The 19,485-nt window shown below is 66.5% G+C and carries 17 protein-coding genes; all 17 read right to left on the reverse strand.

Features of this window, described 5'->3' with window-relative positions:
• Window positions 1-47 precede the first annotated feature (47 nt).
• The 17 genes from ACZY0X_RS28365 to ACZY0X_RS28445 all read right to left on the reverse strand — a co-directional run bounded on the left by ACZY0X_RS28365 (window position 48) and on the right by ACZY0X_RS28445 (window position 19,476).
• Entirely contained in the window at window positions 48-2,471 is a 2,424-nt protein-coding gene (locus tag ACZY0X_RS28365; RefSeq protein ID WP_463775158.1) for a CaiB/BaiF CoA transferase family protein, read from the reverse strand.
• A 13-nt stretch (window positions 2,472-2,484) separates the two neighbouring features.
• Window positions 2,485-3,471, reverse strand: a complete 987-nt coding sequence (locus ACZY0X_RS28370; protein ID WP_463775159.1) for an enoyl-CoA hydratase/isomerase family protein — start codon at window positions 3,469-3,471, stop codon at window positions 2,485-2,487.
• Window positions 3,472-3,482: 11 nt separating this feature from the next.
• Window positions 3,483-4,622: a M24 family metallopeptidase gene (locus tag ACZY0X_RS28375; RefSeq protein ID WP_463775161.1), complete on the reverse strand. Its 1,140-nt coding sequence runs from the start codon at window positions 4,620-4,622 to the stop codon at window positions 3,483-3,485.
• The gene (locus ACZY0X_RS28380) at window positions 4,619-5,878 is read right to left on the reverse strand and encodes a M24 family metallopeptidase (RefSeq protein ID WP_463775163.1); all 1,260 of its coding nucleotides are present in this window, start codon (window positions 5,876-5,878) and stop codon (window positions 4,619-4,621) included. The genes ACZY0X_RS28375 and ACZY0X_RS28380 overlap by 4 nt, the downstream gene beginning before the upstream one ends.
• A gap of 12 nt (window positions 5,879-5,890) precedes the next feature.
• The gene (locus ACZY0X_RS28385) at window positions 5,891-7,093 is read right to left on the reverse strand and encodes an amidohydrolase family protein (protein ID WP_463775164.1); all 1,203 of its coding nucleotides are present in this window, start codon (window positions 7,091-7,093) and stop codon (window positions 5,891-5,893) included.
• A 49-nt stretch (window positions 7,094-7,142) separates the two neighbouring features.
• Window positions 7,143-8,378, reverse strand: a complete 1,236-nt coding sequence (locus ACZY0X_RS28390; protein ID WP_241404177.1) for a cytochrome P450 — start codon at window positions 8,376-8,378, stop codon at window positions 7,143-7,145.
• Window positions 8,379-8,382: 4 nt separating this feature from the next.
• Window positions 8,383-8,577 carry a ferredoxin gene (locus ACZY0X_RS28395; protein WP_463775165.1) on the reverse strand — a complete coding sequence of 65 codons (195 nt, stop codon included), beginning with the start codon at window positions 8,575-8,577 and terminating at the stop codon, window positions 8,383-8,385.
• Window positions 8,574-9,236 carry a TetR/AcrR family transcriptional regulator gene (locus tag ACZY0X_RS28400; protein ID WP_463775166.1) on the reverse strand — a complete coding sequence of 221 codons (663 nt, stop codon included), beginning with the start codon at window positions 9,234-9,236 and terminating at the stop codon, window positions 8,574-8,576. The genes ACZY0X_RS28395 and ACZY0X_RS28400 overlap by 4 nt, the downstream gene beginning before the upstream one ends.
• Before the next feature lie 129 nt (window positions 9,237-9,365).
• Window positions 9,366-10,184, reverse strand: coding sequence for an SDR family NAD(P)-dependent oxidoreductase (locus tag ACZY0X_RS28405; protein WP_463775168.1), 819 nt, complete (start codon window positions 10,182-10,184; stop codon window positions 9,366-9,368).
• Window positions 10,185-10,199: 15 nt separating this feature from the next.
• Window positions 10,200-11,021, reverse strand: coding sequence for an alpha/beta fold hydrolase (locus tag ACZY0X_RS28410; RefSeq protein WP_463775169.1), 822 nt, complete (start codon window positions 11,019-11,021; stop codon window positions 10,200-10,202).
• A 66-nt stretch (window positions 11,022-11,087) separates the two neighbouring features.
• Window positions 11,088-12,083 carry a cyclase family protein gene (locus ACZY0X_RS28415; RefSeq protein WP_463775170.1) on the reverse strand — a complete coding sequence of 332 codons (996 nt, stop codon included), beginning with the start codon at window positions 12,081-12,083 and terminating at the stop codon, window positions 11,088-11,090.
• Entirely contained in the window at window positions 12,067-12,921 is an 855-nt protein-coding gene (locus ACZY0X_RS28420) for a coniferyl-alcohol dehydrogenase (RefSeq protein WP_463775171.1), read from the reverse strand. The genes ACZY0X_RS28415 and ACZY0X_RS28420 overlap by 17 nt, the downstream gene beginning before the upstream one ends.
• A 17-nt stretch (window positions 12,922-12,938) precedes the next feature.
• Entirely contained in the window at window positions 12,939-14,258 is a 1,320-nt protein-coding gene (locus ACZY0X_RS28425) for an LLM class flavin-dependent oxidoreductase (RefSeq protein ID WP_463775173.1), read from the reverse strand.
• Window positions 14,255-16,042 (reverse strand): FAD-binding protein, encoded by a 1,788-nt coding sequence (locus ACZY0X_RS28430; protein WP_463775174.1) that lies wholly within the window; start codon window positions 16,040-16,042, stop codon window positions 14,255-14,257. The genes ACZY0X_RS28425 and ACZY0X_RS28430 overlap by 4 nt, the downstream gene beginning before the upstream one ends.
• Window positions 16,039-16,980, reverse strand: coding sequence for a 3-carboxyethylcatechol 2,3-dioxygenase (locus ACZY0X_RS28435; RefSeq protein ID WP_463775176.1), 942 nt, complete (start codon window positions 16,978-16,980; stop codon window positions 16,039-16,041). Before ACZY0X_RS28435 ends, ACZY0X_RS28430 begins: the two co-directional genes overlap by 4 nt.
• Window positions 16,904-18,601, reverse strand: a complete 1,698-nt coding sequence (locus ACZY0X_RS28440) for a bifunctional 3-(3-hydroxy-phenyl)propionate/3-hydroxycinnamic acid hydroxylase (protein ID WP_463775178.1) — start codon at window positions 18,599-18,601, stop codon at window positions 16,904-16,906. Before ACZY0X_RS28440 ends, ACZY0X_RS28435 begins: the two co-directional genes overlap by 77 nt.
• Window positions 18,598-19,476, reverse strand: a complete 879-nt coding sequence (locus ACZY0X_RS28445; protein ID WP_463775179.1) for an alpha/beta fold hydrolase — start codon at window positions 19,474-19,476, stop codon at window positions 18,598-18,600. The genes ACZY0X_RS28440 and ACZY0X_RS28445 overlap by 4 nt, the downstream gene beginning before the upstream one ends.
• Between the last annotated feature and the right edge of the window lie 9 nt (window positions 19,477-19,485).

Here is a 19,485-nt window from a genome sequence, read left to right on the forward strand (position 1 = left end):
TCGGCGCGCTAACCATCGCCTAGCGAACGAGAACGCGCCGAAATCGCCTATTTTGCAGCCTTCTTGCGGCCGGGTGCGGTACCGATGACACCGTCCTCGCTCAGCGCGTCGATCTCCCCGTCGGTCACGCCGAGTGCACGCAGCAACTCGGTGTTGTGCTGGCCCAGTAGTGGCGCAGGAGTCCGGTGAAACGCCGCGGGCCCGTTCGACAGCCGCACGGGCAGCGTGCTGTGTGGGGCCGACGGGTTGATCGGATGGTCCAGGCTCTCGAAGAAGCCCCGATGTGCCAACTGATCCAGCTCGGTCTGGCGGTGCGGCTGCATCACCTTGGCCACCGGCACCCCTGCGCTCCATAGCACTTCGACCACGTCGTCCGCGCTGCGCGCTCGACACCACGCGCCAAGCCGCTCGTCGATATCGTCGTGGCGCGACCTGCGCCCAGCCACGCCCTCCAGTTCGGGATCCATCGCCCAGTCGGGACGACCGATCGCGTCGCGCAGCGCCACCCACTGATCATCGGTGCTCACCGCCACCGCGACCCAGCAGTCGTCGCGGCCGAACTCGTCGGTGCCCGCGACCTGGTAGAGGTTCTGCGGCGCGGCAGCGGGTCCGCGGTTCCCCGCGCGTTGCAGCAGCGTCCCGTAGGCGGAGTGCTCGATGACCTGTTCTGCGGCCACGTTCAGCGCGGCGTCCACCATGGCGGCCTCGACCAGGACGCCCTCGCCGGTGCGACGGCGGTGCTCGAGCGCGAGCTGTATGGCGTTGAGCGCGTGGACACCCGCATTCGGATCACCGATCGAGTAGGGCTCGTAGGGATTGCGATCGGGATAGCCTGTCAGCCAGCTCAGTCCGGATGCGTCCTCGATGATGTAGGCGAACGCCGGGTTGTCCCGCCAGGGGCCGTCGAGGCCGAAGCCCGGCATGCGGACCATGATGATGTCGTCGCGCAGCTCGCGCACCGAGGCGAAGTCCAGCCCGAGTTGGTCGATCACCCGGGGGGTGAAGTTCTCGACGATGACATCGCAGGTCGGGATCAGGCGACGCAGCAGATTCCGACCGCGCTCGGTCTGGAAGTCGAGCGTGAGCCCCAACTTGTTGGTGTTGAGCGCCGAGAAGATCGGCGAGCGCTCCCACCACTGGTCCTCGCTCGCGGGGATGCCGGCGATCAGCCGGGTGCCGTCCGGCCGCGCCGCCGACTCCAAGTGGATGACCTCGGCGCCGAGCATCGCCATGGCGTGCGTGCATGACGGGCCGGCCCAGAACGTTGTCATATCGAGAACGCGAAGACCACTGAACGGCAACCGGTCCCGGTCGGTGTCGGTCTGCGGCACGGTCCGCGCTGGCGCCGGGCGCGCGCGGTGCGCCGCGGTGTGCTCACCGAGGCGCGGGGCCGGTTCCGGGGTGCGCAGCGCGACACCGCTGAGCCGGTAGGGGTGGCTGGGTTGGACGAAGCCGTCGCGAGGATTCTCGGTGAACGCGTTGCGCTCGCGGTAATGGTCCATCGCCGTGACGTTCTCACCGTTGCCCACCGGGCTGTTGGGAATCCGGAACGCCGAGGCGAGATCTCGCACATCGTCGACGCGCTGATCACGCAACCAGTCGTAGAGTTCCTCGGCGTGCAGGTTGGCCTGCTCGGTGATGGTGAGGGTGGTCTCCTCATCGATCCAGTCGTCGTGACCCGACATGGCGCACAGGTCGTGCCACTGCTGGGCGGTGCCGCACCCCAGCGCGACGAGACCGTCGGCGGCCTGAGCCACGCCGGGCACGGTCGGTTTGCGCTCGGTGCGCCAGGGCCGCCCGAGCATCTCGTAGTAGGTCACCGGATAGTAGGTGAGGCCGAGGATCTGGGCCTCGAGCATCGACAGGTCGAGGAGTTCGCCCCTGCCGTCATCCAGTGCCCTGGCGCGAAAGGCCAGTGTCATCGCGGAACCGTAGGCCCCGGCCAGCCAGTCCCCCACCTGCCCGCCCACGTGCACGGGTGCCCGGTCCTGGGAGCCCCGGCCGATGCCGATCGCTCCACCGGACCAGGCCTGCAGGGTGAACTCGGTGGCGGGCCGGTCGTGCCACGGGCCGTCGAGTCCGAACGGCGTGATCGATGTGATCACCAGGTGGGGGTGTCGTTCGTGAATTCGGTGCGGGGACAACGAGTCCAGCTCCGCAACCCGCGATCCACGCGACCACACCACCGCGCCGGCCGACGTCAGCAGCGACTCGACCAGCGCGGTGTCCGCGCCCTCGTCGGGGTCGATCACCACGCTCTGCTTCGAACAGGACAGGAAGCTGAACAGCGCACCGTCGCAGCCCGGCTCGATGGTCGCACCCGAGGCCGACCATCCGCGCAACGGATCACCCTCTGGTGGTTCGACCTTGATCACCTCGGCACCGCCGTCGGCCAACAGCTTGGTGCAGTACGCGCCTGCGATACCGGTCGACAGATCGATGACGGTGTACCCACTCAGTGGTGATGTCATGTGGGTGCCGTGGCTATTTCGACTTCTTGCGGTTCTTCTTGGACAGCCGGAAGTCGGGAGGGAACTTGTCGTCGTTGTCGTTCACCGCGGCGGCCAGACCGGTGCCGATGGCCTCGTGCATGTCGAGGTCTCCGTCGCTGTCGTTGGTCACCCCGCTGCCCATCGACTCGAAGAACGCCGAGAGCAGGCTGCCCATGTACTCACCCTGGTGCTGCTTGTAGACCTCGAAGAAGAGCTTCTGCATGTAGACGGTGTCGACAGGCCGGTTGCGCGCGCACGCCTCGGCGTACTTCTGCGTCTCAGCCTCCAGTTCGTCGCGCGCCACGACCTTGTTGAGGAAGTTGCACTTCTCCATGTCCTCGGCGGTGAAAGGCCGCCCGGTGAAGACCATCTCCTGGAACTTGCGCAGTCCCATCATCTGCACCCAGGTCCACATCCGCGGACCCCAGCCGTAATAGCGGAACGACGGGTGTCCGAAGAGCGCGTCGTCCGACGAGATCACCAGATCGGCGTCGGCGCACTGGTAGAAGTGCCAGCCATAGCAGTATCCCTTGGCCTCAACGATGCTGATCTTCTTGAGTTCCTGCAGCGGCCGGTTGCCCGCCTGCACGTTGGCGTACCAGCCGCTGATGGTCGCCCCGTTGCGGAATGACCCCTTGGGCGGGTACTCGACGCCCATCCCCTCGACCTTGAGTTCCCGCAGTCGAAGTTCGGGATCGTCATTGCCCTCCATGAACTCCGGTAGATCCGCTCCACTACCGAGGTTGTCGCCGACCCCGCGAATCACCACGACCTTGACATCGTTGTCGACGCTGCACGCGCGAATCACGTCGGCGTAGCGCAGCCGCGCATCCGATGTCGGCGCGTTGAGGAACTCGGGACGATTGAAGGTGATCGTTGCGATCTTGGTCTTCGGGTCCTTGTCGTAGAGGATGATCTCCTCGGCTGAGGGCCGCTTCTTGTTCTTGCTCTTATCAGGCATCTTCTTCTTTTCCGGCATCTCCGCGCCTTCTAGCTTGTGCCAACGGGGGCGTGCTTCTGGGCGGGTGCCGATGTGGTCAGCACCTCGGGTCCGCTCTCGGTGATCAGGACGGCATCGCGTTGGTAGACCGCGCCGACTCCCTGCGCCCACACATAACCGGTCACCGCGAGCACCGTGCCCGGATCGAGGCGTTCGGTGGAGGACGTCGCGGGTAGGTCCGGTGACACCACGGGCGGGTCGAACCCGAGACCCAGACCGTGTGCCACCGGCATCGGGGGCAGCGGCTCGCCTGCGGCCTCGTATGCCGCGAGCAGGTCGCTGGCCGGCGCACCGGCACGGCAGGACGCAACCAGCCTGTCCCACAACGCTACCGAACGCTGGTACAACTCATCGGCACCGGGCACGTCGCCGACAGGGACCGTGCGGCCCACCTCACCGACGTAACCGTCCGCAAGTGCGCCGGAGGCGAACGCGACCAGGTCACCGGCGGACACGCGACGATCCCTGGGGCCCTGGCGCCAGCGATGCTCGCGCGAGGTGATCCACGCGCCGTCCTGGGTCGCCGATGTGCTGACCCCGCCGGCGGCCATGGCCTCGAGCATCGCGCCGGTCAGGGCCTGCTCGGTGACACCGGGCGCCACCGCCGAAACACCCGCGGCAAGACCGGCTTCCGCGACCTGGGCCGCATTGCGAAGCGACTCGATCTCCTCGGGCGTCTTTATCCGCCGCGCGGTACGCATGGCGAGTTCGCCGTCGACGAGTTCGGCCTTCGGGAAGGCGATCGGCAGAAGTTGCTCAAACGTCGGCGACAGTGCGTCGGTTCCGACCCGGCGCGCCGTGGCGGCCCCGTCGATGTTCTTCAGCACATCCATCAGCGTCATCGGGTTCCAGGCCAGCCCGTAGAGGTGATCGTGGTCGATCTCCTCGGGCATGCCCTCGTCCCAGCTGCTGTTCAGGTGGATTTCGCCGGTGCCGCGCAGCATGACGCAGATCGGCGCAAAGGGGCGCGTGCCCGCCACCCACAGCTGCGGTGCCCCGGTGACGTACCGGACGTTGGCCTGGCGGCCCAGCACCAGGATGTCGAGGTCGAATGCCTCCATCTGAGCCAGTGCGCGTGCACGCCGACCAGTCCGCAGTTCCAGACCGTCGGCAAGAATCTCGTCGCTCATTGTGAAAGACCGATCAGCTCGTCGCCGTACGGCGTGTAGGGGTAGTCGGTGATCGGTGTGAAGCCGTCCTCGGTGATGACCACAATCTCCTCGCTTCGATATCCACCGGTACCGTCCTCCCAGACCACCGGCTCCAGCACGAGCACCATCCCGGCCGGGAAGACGAAGTTGTCGTCGAACTCCTGCCCGAGATCGGTTCCGATCATTGGCATTTCGGCAGCATTGGTGCCGATGCTGTGTCCGAGGTAGAAGTGCGGCAGCCATGGTTTGCGGCCACCGTTGGCCGCGACCGCAGCTCGCGCCAGATCACCCGATGTCGCACCCGCCTTGGTGACCGCGAGTACGGCGCCGAGGATCTCGCGCCACTTGAGGTACTGCTCCTGCTGGCGGACCGTCGGCTCCTCACCCACGATCCAGGTGCGGCCGAAGTCCGAGCAGTACCCCTCGTAGGTGATGCTGACATCGGTCCACAGCACGTCCCCCTTGACCAGTTCCTTCTCGGTGGTGAGCAGCGGAAGGGCGAGATCGCCGGTGGTGGTCCACACGTTGCCGCTGTCCCTGGTGGTGGGCATCACCTGCCAGATGGCCTCGAGCATGTTCGCGGTGGCGCCGAGTTCGAATGCACGCCGGACGAACTGGGCCGAGAGGTCGATCTGACGGACGCCGGGAGCCAGCGCCCTCTGCACGTCGACGACGGCCTCCTCGGTGATCCGGCAGGCCTTGCGAATGCAGGAGATCTGATCGGGTGTCTTCGACAGCTTCGCGGGACCCACCACCAGGGCCGCATCCGATGGCGGCCCCGCAGGGAAGAGTCGGCTCGACGCGTGTCGCATCGCACCAGTGAGTTCGTCGACCGCGATGCTCGCCCCGGGCGGGACCAGCTCGGCCAGCACCTTGGCGAAACGTTCGACGCCCTCGTCGAACTCGAGGTACAGCGGACCGTGGACGTGGTCGGCGGGAAGCTCGGACTCCCACGCGGAGCCCTCGCGAAACGGCATGTAGAGGTGCGGGTGCGGATCGTCGGCCAGCACGATTGCGACCGGGCGCTCGACGTGGGACAGGCCAGCGTCGAGCAGCGGCCAGCTCGCACCGGTCGCGTACACGACGTTGCCGTTGCCCAGCAGGACGAGCGCGTCGACGCCCTTCTCCCCCATCACGGTGCGGAGGCGCTCGCCGATCTCGCGGTACATGCGGCCGCGGTCGGGCAGGTCGGGGATGTCGAGCAGGGCAGCGTTCGGCTGCAGAAATGTCGTCATATCGCCGCTCCCTCAGATCCCGAGGAATCGCTTGATGTTGCCGCTGACAATCTTCACGGCGTTGTCCGGACCGACGGCCTCGACGACGGCGGCCAGCGACTTCTCCGAGTACCCGAAGGTGCTCTCGTTGTGCGGGTAGTCGCTGGACCACATCACGTTGTCGACGCCGATCTGATCGATCAGCCGCAGCCCCAGCGGATCCACCATGAACGAGGCGCTCATGTGGTTGTCCCAGTAGTGGCGGACGTCGTGGGAGAGCTGATGGTTGAACATGTGCCGGTAGGAGGCGAGCATGTGCTCGGCGTCCTGCAAGGCCGTGGGAACCCAGGCGATACCGCCCTCGAACCAGCCGATATTCAACGACGGGTGCCGGTCCAGGATGCCGGAGAAGACGTACTTGGCGAACTGCTCACGGAAGGAGTCGACGTTCACCATCATGCCGACCACGACACTGTTGTTCTGGCACGGCGTCTTCGGCGGTGTCTCGCCGATGTGGTGGCTGACCGGCAGGCCGGCGGCCTCGATCTCGTCCCAGACCGCGTCCATGTCGGTGCTGCCATAGTCGTAGATGTTGCCGTCGTCGTCCTTGCCGGGGTTCATTGGCAGCAGGAACGTCTTGAGCCCCAACCCCTTCAGCTCCTCAAGCGTGCTGCGGGTGCCCTTCGGGTCCCACCAGTTGATCAGACCAACGCCGTAGAAGTGGCCTCCCGAGCGCTCCTGCAGCTCTGCGATGTGCTCGTTGTAGATCCGGAACACGCGCTCGCGCAGCGCTTTGTCCGGGTAGTGGAAGAGCGCGAGCACGGCGTTGGGGAAGGCCAGCTCCCTGTCGATGCCGTCCTCTTTGAGTTCCCGGACGCGCGCCTCGATGTTGTTGGACGCGGCACCGGCGAGGTCGTCGTACTGCATGAGCACCCGGCCGAAGTCCCCGCCGGTCCAGGCCTTGCCCTTCATGCCCACCATGTAGGCACCGTCCTCGTACCAGATGCGCGGCGCGGCACCCTTCAGCTCCTCGGGGAACCGGTCGAAGAAGATGTCGTCGGCCACCGAGATGTGGTTGTCGGCGGAGAAGATCTCGGTGTCGGCGGGCAGGCCGACGACTCCGCCGGTTGAGTGACCGTGGCGGTACTTGGGTGCACCCCAGCCCTCGGGGGGATAGAGGGACGCCGGCGGTGAGGTTGGGGCTGGGGTCGGCCGTGATGAGGTCGGGGTAGTCATCGTTGGTACTCCAATCGGACTGCGGGCGGGCTGGTGTTGGGCTGGCGGGCTACCAGGTCACCGGAAGCTCATAGACGCCGTAGGCGAGGCGATCGTGCTTGAAGGGGATCTCGTCGAACGGGATCGCCAGACGCAGCGTGGGGATGCGGCGAAGAAGCGTGTGGAACACGATCTGCAGCTCGGCGCGCGCCAGCTGCTGACCGACGCACTGGTGACGCCCGTAGCCGAAGCCGAGTTGTTGCCCGGCACTGCGCGTGAAGTCAAGCTGGTCGGGCCGTGGGTAGGCGGCGGCATCCCAGTTCGCCGGCGCGAGGTCGATGATGATTCCCTCGCCGGCGCGGATGGTCTCCCCTGCGATCTCGATATCCTCGATGGCCACACGTCGCTGACCGTTCTGGATGATCGACAGATACCGCATCAGTTCCTCGGCGGCATTTGCGATGAACTTCGGATCATCGGAATCACGAAGCAGCGCAGCCTGTTCGGGGTTCTCCAGCAGTGCGAGCACACCGATGCCGATCATGTTGGCGGTGGTCTCGTGGCCGGCGATCAGCAGGCCGGTGCCCAACTGGGCGGCCTCCTTCACGCTGATCTCGCCTGCCGTCACGCGTTCGGCAAGGTCAGACACCGCGTCCTCGGACGGGTTCGCCTGCTTCTCCTCGACGAGATTGATCAGATACTGGTGCAGGCTCATCGCGCCCTTCTGCATGGCGTCCGCGGCTGCGTAGCGGGCCAGGCCGGCGTTGGCGTGCTCCTGGAAGAACTCGTGGTCCTCGTAGGGGACGCCCAGCATCTCGCTGATCACCACGGTGGGGACCGGCAGCGCGAGCTTGGCGATGATGTCGGCGGGCTGCGGCCCGGCAAGGATCTCGTCGATGCACTCGTCGGTGATCTTCTGGATCGCCGGACGCAGGCCCTCGACGCGCTTGAACGTGAACGGCTTGGACAGCATCCGCCGAAACCGGGTGTGCTCCTCGGCGTCGGCGGTGAACACCGAACGCGGTCGCTTGTTGACGGTGGAGAGCATGTGCTCGTTCCAGTGCGGGAATCCCTCGATGCGGTCGTCGACGCTCACACGGGCGTCGGCGAACAGCTCCCGTGCCACCTCATACCCGGTGATGAGCCACGGTGTGCTGCCGTTCCAGATCCGCACCCGCGACAGCGGTTTGACCTCGCCCATCTCCAGCATCTGACGGGGTGGTGCGAACGGGCAGCGCGCCTCACGCTCCATCGGGTACTCGGGAATGTCGGCGGAGACCTCGTCTGTCGCGAGCGTTTCTGTCATGTACTCACTCCTCGATGTGGATGGCTAGGGCCGGACATGCCGCTGCCGCATCGCGGGTGCTGTCGGCCTGGTCGGGGCTGGGACTCTCGACGAGGAGTACGACGACACCGTCGTCGTCACGCTGGTCGAAGACGTCCGGGGAGTTCATCACGCACATTCCGGACGAGACACACTTGTCCTGGTCGACCGTGACCCTCACGACGGATGGCCCTCCGGCGAGACCGGTGCGAGCCACATACCGACGATGGCGTCGATGAGCCCGGATCCGGCCTCCCGCCAGCTAGCCCGCGCGACGGTGGCGCCCTTGGCCAGCGCGCGCTCGCGATCGGCACAGCTGTGCATCAACAGGTTTCGGGCCATGATGTTGCGCTCGAACCGGACGTCGAGCGGGAGGTCGGGAAGGCATCGATTGATGCCGTCGACGACCTGGACCAGCGACGGTGAACTCAGCGCGTCCTTGACGACAAAGCCGTGGTAGGCCGGATCAGTCATTGCCTGCGCGGCGAACCGTGCGTACCAGGTCGGGTTGCCGAGATCGGCGAGGTGGTCGGTCAGCGGGCGGACCAGGCATGACACCCAACCGCGCATGTCGGTGGTCTCGTCGGTCTGCTCGACCATCCGCTCCCGGTGTGCCTCGATGGGCGCGCGGTGACGCTCCTCGATGGCTCGGACCAGGTCGGTCTTGGTGCCGAAGTGATAGCCGACGGCGGCGTTGTTCCCTTGCCCCGCAGCCTCACTCACCTGACGGTTGGATATGGCATAGACGCCGTGCTCGGCGTAGAGCCGTTCGGCGGCGGCGAGAATCGCGTCACGCGTGGTGCTGGCGCGTTCGGTGCGTAATGGCCGTGCTGCGGTCACGTCCCCAGTCAACGCCGTCCCTCCAATTAAGTCAAGCGACTGATTTAAATCAGCGGCCAATCAATGCCGAGTGTGAGCTTGAGACACGCGTCCGGGCAGTTCCGCGTGGCGGTGTTCGACGTTCGGCCGTCAGCCGTCGTGCTTGGGCTTACGAGGTGGCAGCACCTTTCCCGCCACGGTGCCGCCGTCCACGGGCAACACCGTGCCGGTGACGTACCGCGACCGGTCGGTGGCGAAGTACAGCGTTGCCTCGGCGACGTCGTCGGGTGTGCCCTCACGTTTCAGCGGACGGTCGTCGCGCATCTGCTGGCGTATCCGGGCCTCGAACTTCTCGAGCCGCTCGCGATCCTCGTCGCTGGCCGCGGTCTGCAACAGTGGCGTCGGGATGTTTCCGGGGGCAATGCAGTTCACCCGGATCTCCCACTGGGCCAACTCGATCGCCGCAGACTTGGTGAACTGGATGACGGCCGCCTTGGAGGCGCGGTAGCTCGTCACTCCCCCGCCTGCCAGGATGCCGCCGATCGATGACATGTTGATGATCGAGCCGCCACCGTTCTCGGCCATATACCGCGCCGCGTCCCGGGTACCCGCCATCACGCCGAGCACGTTGATCCGCATGACGCTGTCGAACTCCTCGAAGTCCTCGTTGAAGAGCCCCTTCTTCAACGGGCTGGATCGTCCCGCGTTGTTGACCATGACGTCCAGGGCGCCGAACTTGCGCACCGTCGCCGCGATGAGGTCGGCGATGTGTGCCTGATCGGAGACGTCGGTGTGGTGGTAGATCGCCATACCACCGAGTTCTGAGGCCAGCGTCTCGCCGAGCTCGTCTTGAATGTCGGCGATCACCACCTTGGCGCCCTCACCGTGGAACCGCTCCACGATCCCGCGGCCGATTCCGGACGCACCGCCCGTCACGATGGCGACCTTGCCTGAGAGCTCATTGACCATGGTGCAGAATCCCTTTCACGCCTTGCTCAGGAAGTCGAGCAACAGGCCATTGACCTCGTCGGGCCGTTCCAATTGGGGACAGTGTCCCGCCCCGTCGACGACGGCCGAGCGGGCGCCTGCGATATGCGCGGCGATCTCGGCCGCCCACCCCGGGGGCAGCAGCTTGTCGCCACCTCCCTCGATGATCAGCGTCGGGACCACAATCCGCTCGTAGGCGCGTTCGGTAGACGGTGTCGGTGGCGGAGCCGCGCCGGGCCTGCGGAATCGCGCCGCCGCGATGGCCTCCCACGCGCCGGGTGCGGTACTCGAGTCGTAGCGGCGCCGGACGTAGGCGTCGTCGGCCGGATAGGCGGGATCGGCGAACAAGGCAATGACGATGCGCCGCATGCCCTCAACCGTCGCGTCGTAGTCGTACAGGGCGTCGGCGTGCTCGTTGCGCTGAATCTGTCCGCCGCCACAGATCAACGCCAGGCTGCGCACCGGCAGCACCGGCGACTCCGACGTCGTGTCGGTCAGCAGGTTGATCGCGCCCATCGAGTTTCCGACGAAATGCGCGGACGCGACGCCCAGAACGTCACAGAACCGCGCCACATGCCGGATGCGCATACCGCGCCCGTCGACGAAGTCGAGGACCTTCGCGGACTCGCCGTAGCCCAGCATGTCCGGTGCCAGCACCCGGTACCTCGCGGCCAGCGCTCCGATGGTGCGTTCCCATCCGAGGTCCGCACTGGCGCCGAACTCGCCGCCGTGCAGCAGGATGACGGTGTCGCCACTGCCGGCCTCCAGATAGCCGGTGACGAGCCCGTCGACGACAACGGACTTCCGTTCGAACTCCACGGGAGCCAACGTACTGGTCACCAATTAGCCGAAGTGCTTAGTTCGTACCGCATGTCGAGCCCCGCCCTACTTGATCGCGATCGGGCTGACGGGGGAACCGACGGCGCCGACCACCTTCAGCGGTGGCGCGATCAGTTGAAACTCGTAGACGCCATCGGCGGCGCAGTCGGCAGCCAGGCCACCGAGGTCCCAGTACTCACCGAGCATCAGGCCCATATCGCGCAGGCACAGCATGTGCATCGGGAGGAACGTGCCGTCGACGCCGTTGGCCGGATCGGGGTCCTCGACCATCAGATTGTCCGCGGCGACGGCCGCGACGTCGTGGTCGTGCAGCCACGATGCGCACGTCCAGTCCAGCCCGGATCCCGCTTCGGCGCCGTCACCGGTGGACAGGAATCTGGTCCACCATCCGGTGTGCACCACCACGACGTCACCGGGTTGGATGCTGACGCCCTGGGCCTTGGCGATATCGTCGAGTTCGGCGGGTGTGATGGGGTTTCCGGGCTCGCAGAACACGTCTGCGCCGCGGTGCGCGACGACATCGAGCAACACGCCGCGCGATGTGATGCCCTTGACGTCGACCTTCTCGATCCCAAGGTGAAACGCACCGAAACTCGTCACCGAGTCCGCGGGAAAACCGTTGTACAGCTTGTCCTCGTAGTACACGTGTGACAGCGCGTCCCACTGCGTCGCCGCCTGCAGCGGCATGACGATCATGTCGTCGTTGAACCGGAATGGATTGTCCACGAAGAACCCGCTGAGTTCCTTGGCCACCGAGTTGCGCAGCCAGCCAGGCGCGTACTGGCACAGCGTGTTCGCATCACCGCCGTCGACGGTCATGACGTGCACGGGGTTCTGCCGGAAACCGAAGGCACCTTGGGGACCCGAGGAGCCGAAGTCACCACCGAGCGAGATGACCTTGCCCTTGCGGACGGTCGCCGCAGCCTGCGCCACCTTGTCCGCGGTGATCAGGTTCAGCGTGCCGAGTTCGTCGTCATCACCCCAGCGTCCCCAGTTGCGGACGTCGTCGGCGACCCGCCGGAAGTCAGCCATGCTGGCCATGCTGCGCCCTTCGTCTCTCGACCTCTCTGGCGTCTGCCAGGTCACCGAACATGTTCTCCGCCACCGTGCCACCGTCCACCCAGATGACCTGCCCGGTGATGTAGCTCGCCGCGTCACTGTTGAGGAACACCAGCACACTGGCCTGCTCGGCGGGTTCTGCGACGCGTCCCAGCGGTGTGCGGAACGCCTTCAGGAACAGCTCCCCGTAGGCACCGCGCAACTGGTCCAGGATCGGGGTGTCGGTGACGCCCGGCGCGGTGGCATTGATCCGGATGCCCTTGGCTCCCAGAGAGGCGACGTTGGCCATGCCGTAGAGAATGAGCGCCTCCTTGGACAGCCGGTAGCCGCCGTCGGCCAGCGCCTCCGGATTGCGCTCACACCACTCGATGCCCGCAGCCATGTCAGGTGTGTCCAGCAGGCCCGCGGTGACATCCGCGTTCTCCCGGTACCCCGATGCCGCGAGCGAGGAGACGCTGGCGATCGCCGATCCCGCTGGCATCGCCGGGATCAAACCCTCGGTGAGGCGTCGGGTGCCGAGAAAGTTGATCGTCACCACCCGTAGCGGGTCCTTGATCCCCGAGGACACCCCGGCGACGTTGAACAGGCGGTCCACCGGGCCGTTGACGGCCTCGACAGCGGCGTCGATTGAGTCCGGATCCGACAGGTCCACCGAGTGGAACTCGTTGACCGCTAACGACGGCGGGCACACATCGAGGCCCACGACGTATGCGCCCAGGTCGGCCAACTGGCTCACCAGCGCCGCGCCGATACCCGATGCGCAGCCCGTCACCACGACGCGCTGCGCCGCGTAGCTCGTCAGGTCGTGATACTCAGACACCGTCGTCCCCGTTCCGCTCAGCCGGCCGCCTCGCGAGCTGCCTCTTGTTCCTTGGCCAACTGTGCGGCATGCACGCGGCCCTCGTTGATCTCGGCCATGGCCTCGGGAATCTCGCCCGCGGTGAACTTTCCACCGCGACCGGTGGGCAACCCGCCGAACGCATAGGTCTCGTCGAACAGCGGCGCATCGGAACCTTCCCGACGCGCTTCGACCTTATCGATCACCGGCGCCAGCCGCTTGGCCTTGGCCGCAACCGCCTTCGCGTCGCGCTCGATGAACTCGGGCAGGATCTCCTTGCCCATGATCTCGATGGACTCCATCGTGCCCTCATGGCTGCGCGGGTTGAGCAGCAGGATGATCTCGTCGACGCCGCTGGCCTCGTAGCCGCGAAGGAACTCCCGAACCGTGTCCGGCGATCCGATCGCACCGCGGCCGGGACCGTACGCCAACGTCGGATCCTCCTTCACGGCCTCCTCGTAGCGCTCCCACACCTTGGTGCGGCCGGGTGTGTGCATGCCGGTCAGGTAGTAGTGCATGATGCCGAACGAGAAGAAGCCGCCGCCGATGCCCAGCCTCTTGAGCGCCTCGTCGTCACTCTTGGCGACCATCATCGACAGGTCACCGCCGATGGCGAGCACGTTCGGGTTGATGGCGGGTGTGATGGGGGCACCCTTCTCCTCGAACTCACGGTAGTAGCCGTCAACACGTTCCTTGAGGGCTTCTGGACCGGTGTAGGCGAAGCTCAGTGCGCCGATGGCCTTCTGCGCTGCCATCTGCACCGAGGAGGGGCGGGTGCAGGCGACCCAGACCGGGGGGTGCGGCTTCTGCAACGGCTTGGGGATCACGTTTCGGGCGGGCATCTCGACGTGTTCGCCCTTGAATCCGCTGAAGGGCTCCTCGACCATGCAGCGGATCGCGACCTCGAGGGCCTCCTCCCACTGTGCCCGCTTGTCGGCGGGATCGATGTTGAAGCCCTCGAGTTCGGCGACCGATGAGCCCTCACCGGTGCCGAACTCGACACGTCCGTTGGACAGGTGATCGAGGGTGGCGACGCGCTCGGCGATGCGGGCCGGGTGATTGATCGTGGGCGGCAGGTGCATCACGCCGAAGCCCAGCCGAATGTCCTTGGTGCGCTGGCTCGCCGCGGCCAGGAACATCTCCGGAGCAGTCGAGTGACAGTACTCCTCGAGGAAGTGGTGCTCGGTGAGCCACACCGTCGAGAAGCCGGCCTTGTCGGCGGCCTCGACCTCGTCCAGACCGTGCTGGAACAGCTGGTGCTCGTCGTCCTCCGACCACGGGCGAGGCAGCGGGAACTCGTAGAACAGTGAGATCTTCATTTAGTACCTCCGATAGGTGTCGGGTTGGTGTCGGTTGCGGGGTGGGTATCCGTTGTGGGGCTTGAGGTGTCGTCTTCTGCCACGGCGGCGATGTGTCTGGCCGCCACGTAGCCGAACGTCATGGCCGGGCCGATGGTGGCACCGGCACCGGCGTAGCTGCGACCCATCACGGCCGCGGTTGCATTTCCGGTCGCATACAACCCGTCGATCACCGAGTCGTCCTCGCGCAGCACGCGGGCGAACTCGTCGGTGCGCAGGCCCCCGGACGTACCGAGATCACCCAGGATGATCTGAAACGCGTAATACGGCGGCTTGCCGAGCGGGTGCAGATTGGGGTTGGGCAGCGTCGGGTCACCGTAGTAGTTGTCATAGGCGCTGTCGCCGCGATTGAAGTCGTCGTCGTGGCCCTTTCGAGCCAGCTCGTTGAACCGTTCGGCGGTCTGGCGCAGGTTCGCTGCGGGAACACCGATCTGGACGGCAAGCTCCTCGAAGCTGGCGCCCTCCTTGACGATCCCGGAGTCCAGCCAGGCCTGCGGGACCTTCCATCCCGTCGGGACGGGCGCGAAGGGGATCTTCGGGAGCGGGAGATGCCCGCCGACCACGTAGCGGTGGAAGGAACGGATGTCGGTGATCAGCCAACACGGTATGTGGGTGACACCGGAGCGCTCACCGTCCAGCATGGCGTGCGCGAAGTCCATGTACGGCGCGGCCTCATTGATGAACCGCTTGCCGTTGCCGTTGACGACGAACTGCGAGGGCATCATGCGCTCGTTGAGCATGAACTGCAGCCGCCCGTCGGGCCAGCACATCGCCGGGAACCACCACGCCTCGTCGAGCAGGTCGGTTGCGGCGCCCACCTTCTCGGCAGCGCGGATGCCCTCCCCCATCGCCGCTGGATTACCGAAGCTCCAGTCCTTCTTCAACTCAGGGAGGTGCTCCCTGCGCCACTCCATATCGTGGTCGAAGCCGCCGGCCGCCACGATCACGCCGCGCCGCGCCCGGACCCGCAGGGACTTTCCGTCGCGTTCCACGACGGCGCCGGTCACGTGGCCTTCGACATCGGTGATCAGCTCGGTCATCGGCGCACTCAGCCACAGCGGAATGCCGTGGTCCTTGAGCGCGAGCCGCATGCGGGCCATCAGCGACTGCCCGATGGCGGCCATCCGGTCCCCGAACACGTGCGCGCGGACCATCCGCCAGATGAGCTTGACCAGAACGGCCTTGCCGCGCCAGTTCTGCCGCACCTGGTAGAAGAGCCGCAGATCCTTCGGCGCGAACCAGATTCCCCTGGGCGCCAGGGCCAACGGGGTCAGCAGGTCGGCTTCCTCGGGCCCCAGTTTGCGCAGGTCGATCTCGGGGACGTTGATCGTGCTGCCGCGCTCCGAGCCGCCGGGCAGCTCAGGGTAGTAGTCGGCGTAGCCCGGCTTCCAGACGAACTCGAACCACGAACTGGACCTCTCGAGGAACTCCATCATCTCCGGCGCGGCGTCGACGTACGTCCGCAGGCGGGCGTCGCTGACCAATCCGTCGGTGATGCGCTTGAGGTAGTCGAAGGTGGCGTCCGGATCGGGGCGATAACCCGCACGCCGCTGCGACGGTGCGCCGGGCACCCAGATGCCGCCGCCGGACAGTGCGGTGGAACCGCCGAACTGGGGTGACTTCTCGACGACAAGCGTGCTCAGGCCCGCCTCGTCGGCGGCCAGTGCAGCTGTCATGCCGCCGCCACCGGAGCCCACCACCAGGACGTCGACCTCGTGGTCGAACGGGACCTCGGTACCCGTCATCGTGCCACCGCCGTGCGGACGGCGAAGCCGGCGATCAGCTCGGGCGCGGCCCGGTAGTAGCGCAGCACCGTGTCGTAGTCCCCCTGCGCTGCCATGGCCGCGTACGCCGCGATCCATGTGCGCACCTCGTGGGCGGAGTTACCGGCCTCGGCGGCGATCTGCGCGTTGGACCACCGGTCGACGTCCGCGACCCGGTTGGTGTCCAGGAGTTCGAGAAGCGCGTGGTCCCAATCGGGGTTCAGCGGTTGCAACGGGCTCTCTCCATGGGCGAAGTCGTGTGCCGCGGATACCACCGCGCTCTGTCTGGCTGCCCGCTGTTCGGGCGACATCGGCTCGCCGTGCACAATGCGTCCGAGCGCGGCCGGTGGCGCGGTCGCGAGTGTGGGCACGGGCGGATCATGTGACAGGCCACCGGATCCCACCACCAGGACCCGCTTGCCGAGAGTGCCCAGAAAGTCCCCGACGGCGGCACCGAGTGCCCGCGCCCGCTTGACGGGGCCCAGCGGCGTGGCCACAGAGTTGATGAAGATCGGGACCACGGGCACAGACGCCGCGTCACCGAACAATGTCTCAAGCGGCTGGACCGTGCCGTGGTCGACGTCCATGCTCGACGAGATCGCCACATCGACGCCCGCCTCCCACAACGCCTCCGCGCAGGCGGTCGCGATATCGGCGGGCACACTCAGCGGACCGGCGTGCGTGCCGTAGTCACCCACACCGCTGGCCGCGGTGCCGATGCAGAACGGTGGCATCAGTCGGTAGAAGAAGCCGTTGTAGTGATCCGGCGAGAAGATCACGACGAGTTCCGGATCGAAGTCGCGCACGAAGTCCCGCGCACCCGCCAACGCGGAGGCGACGTCCTCAAGGAGCTCCGGTGACGGTCCCGGAAGATTCAGCAGCGGGCTGTGCGACATGCAGCACAGCGCGATCGCGCTCATGGGAATCATGGGTTTCATTGCCTCCCTTGCTCAGACAGAGGACTTCGAACAATGACGCGCTCAGCTCGGGAGCGAGTTGAGCGATACAGGCGCCTGCGATGCACCGGTCGGGGCGCAGGAACAACACCGATTCGGCGTGTGCGTCGAACCAGGACTTGAGGGCACCGGTGCGGTCACCGACGATGACGACGTCGGGGTGGTCCTGGCCGGTCCAATGCAGCTGGGTCAGCGGGCGCACCTCGACGAACCTCGCGCCCAAGGCCTTCCAGCGCGCAAAGGCGAGGTCACCGAGCAGTTTGCGCGGGTCGTTGTTCCAGCTGAGAACCGTGAAGCCGGAACCGATCGCGTCGTCGAGCAACAGATTCTGTGCGTCGCGGGTGTCGACTCTCGGCTGGATGAACAACGTGCCGGTGGGCGACGTCTTCGAGCGCGGACCAACATGCGCGATGGCGCCCTGCTCATAACGCGGCATCGGCTTGAACCGCATCTCCAGGATGTAGCGCTTCAACGTCGGCACCACGGAAGCGGCCCGGATGACGCCGTCGCGCAAGGACGCAACCCGTGCGTTCGTCGGCGAGATGACGCGGCCCACCAGCGTCGACAGATCGATCATCGCACGCGCGTGTTTGCGACGTTCCGCGTCGTAGGTGTCCAGCAGCGCGTCGTCGGCCTGCCCCGTGACCACCGCGGCGAGCTTCCAGCCCAGGTTCGTCGCGTCGCGGATGCCGCTGTTGTAGCCCTGCCCCTGCCACACCGGCATCAAGTGCGCGGCGTCGCCTGCCAGGAACGTCCGGCCACGCCGGAAGGCACCTGCGATGCGCGAGTGGTGGGTGTAGACCCGGTGGCGGATCACATCGACCCGGTCCGGGTGCGGCACGAACGGCGCCAGCATCCGCTCGATGAACTCCGGCTCCTCCACCTGTTCGTCGGTCTCGTTCGCGTGAATCATGAACTCGAAGCGCCGGATTCCATGGGCGATCGATATCGAGGCGTAGGGTCGCGCCGGATCCGCGCCGACCTCGCTGTTGGGGTGTCCCAGGGGGTCGGTCGCCAGGTCGATGACCAACCAGCGCGTCGGCGAGGTGGTGCCCTCGAACGAGACACCCATCAAGCTTCGGGTCGCACTTCGTCCGCCGTCGCAGCCGATCACGTAGCGGGCAGTCACCGCGGGAGCGCCGGCTAGCTCGACGGTCACGCCGTCGGCGGTCTCTGTGAGTGACTCCATGCGCGCGTCCCACGACACCTCGACGCAGTCGAAGCGCTCAAGACCGCGCAGCAGTTCGGCGTCGACCATCGGCTGAACGAAGCCATTGCGCTTGGGCCACCCGAAACGTGCATCGGGAGGCGCCATCTCGGCGAGCAGCCTGCGATTGCCGTCGAAGAAGCGCAGGATCTGGTTCGGCACTGTGTGGGGCAGAATGCGCTCGACCAGACCGATCGACTGGAACGTCCGCAGCGCCTCGTCGTCCAGACCGACACCACGCGGGTAGTCGATGAGACTGTCCCGCTCGTCGACGACACGGGTGGCAACCCCCTGCTGGCCAAGGATGTTCGCCAGCGTCAGGCCCACCGGCCCGGCCCCAACGATGAGCACGTCCACCCGGTCCGCGGTCCCGCTCACTGCGGCGTGCCCAGCAGGAAGTCGATGTGCAGGCGGTTGAACGTCTTGGCGTCCTCGTACTGCGGCCAGTGACCGCAGTCGGGCATCACCTCGAACCGAGCACCCGGAATCATGGTGGCAATGCGATGACCCTCGCTGATGTCGGCGGTGGGATCGTCACTGGTCCACAGCACCATCGTCGGTGCGGTGATTGCGCCGTACTCCTTGGGACCGAGCAGATTTCGCGCCCGGATCACGGGATCCTGCAGCGCCATGATGTCGCTCATCGCCGAGACGAAACCAGGCTGGCGGTACACGCGCTGCCTGCTCGCGACGATATCGTCGTACTCCTTGGTCTTATCCGCCATCAGCCACTTGATGCGTGCCTGGACGGTCTCCCACGACGGGTTCTCCGCGGCGGCCATCGACAGGGTGATGATGCGCTTCATCACCTCGGGGTCGGCCTGTGACCCGCCCGCGGTGTTGAGCACCAGGCGGTCGATGCGGTCGGGATGGTCCGATGCGGCGCGGGCTGCCACCCAGCCACCCAGCGACTCGCCCGACAGGTGCACGCGCTTGGCACCGATCGCGTCGAACACCGCGAGCAGGTGGTCCACGTAATGCGCGACCTCCAGCGGATGGCCGGGCTTGTCGGTGTAACCGTGCCCCAGCATGTCGATCGACCACGTCGAGAAGTGCTCGGCGTGGGACGCCAGGTTGCGGACGTAGGCCTCAGCGTGACCGCCGGACCCGTGCAACAGCACCAGGGTCGGCTTGGTCTCGTCGCCGGCGTGCAGATACCGCGTACGAACGCCACCCGCGTCGAGATAACCCTGCGAGAACGCGACGCCCTGGAGGTCGCTCCATACGCTCTCGAAGACTGGGGACTCAGCCATTTCGGCGCC

This window comes from Mycobacterium sp. IDUB_39, from assembly GCF_055419205.1.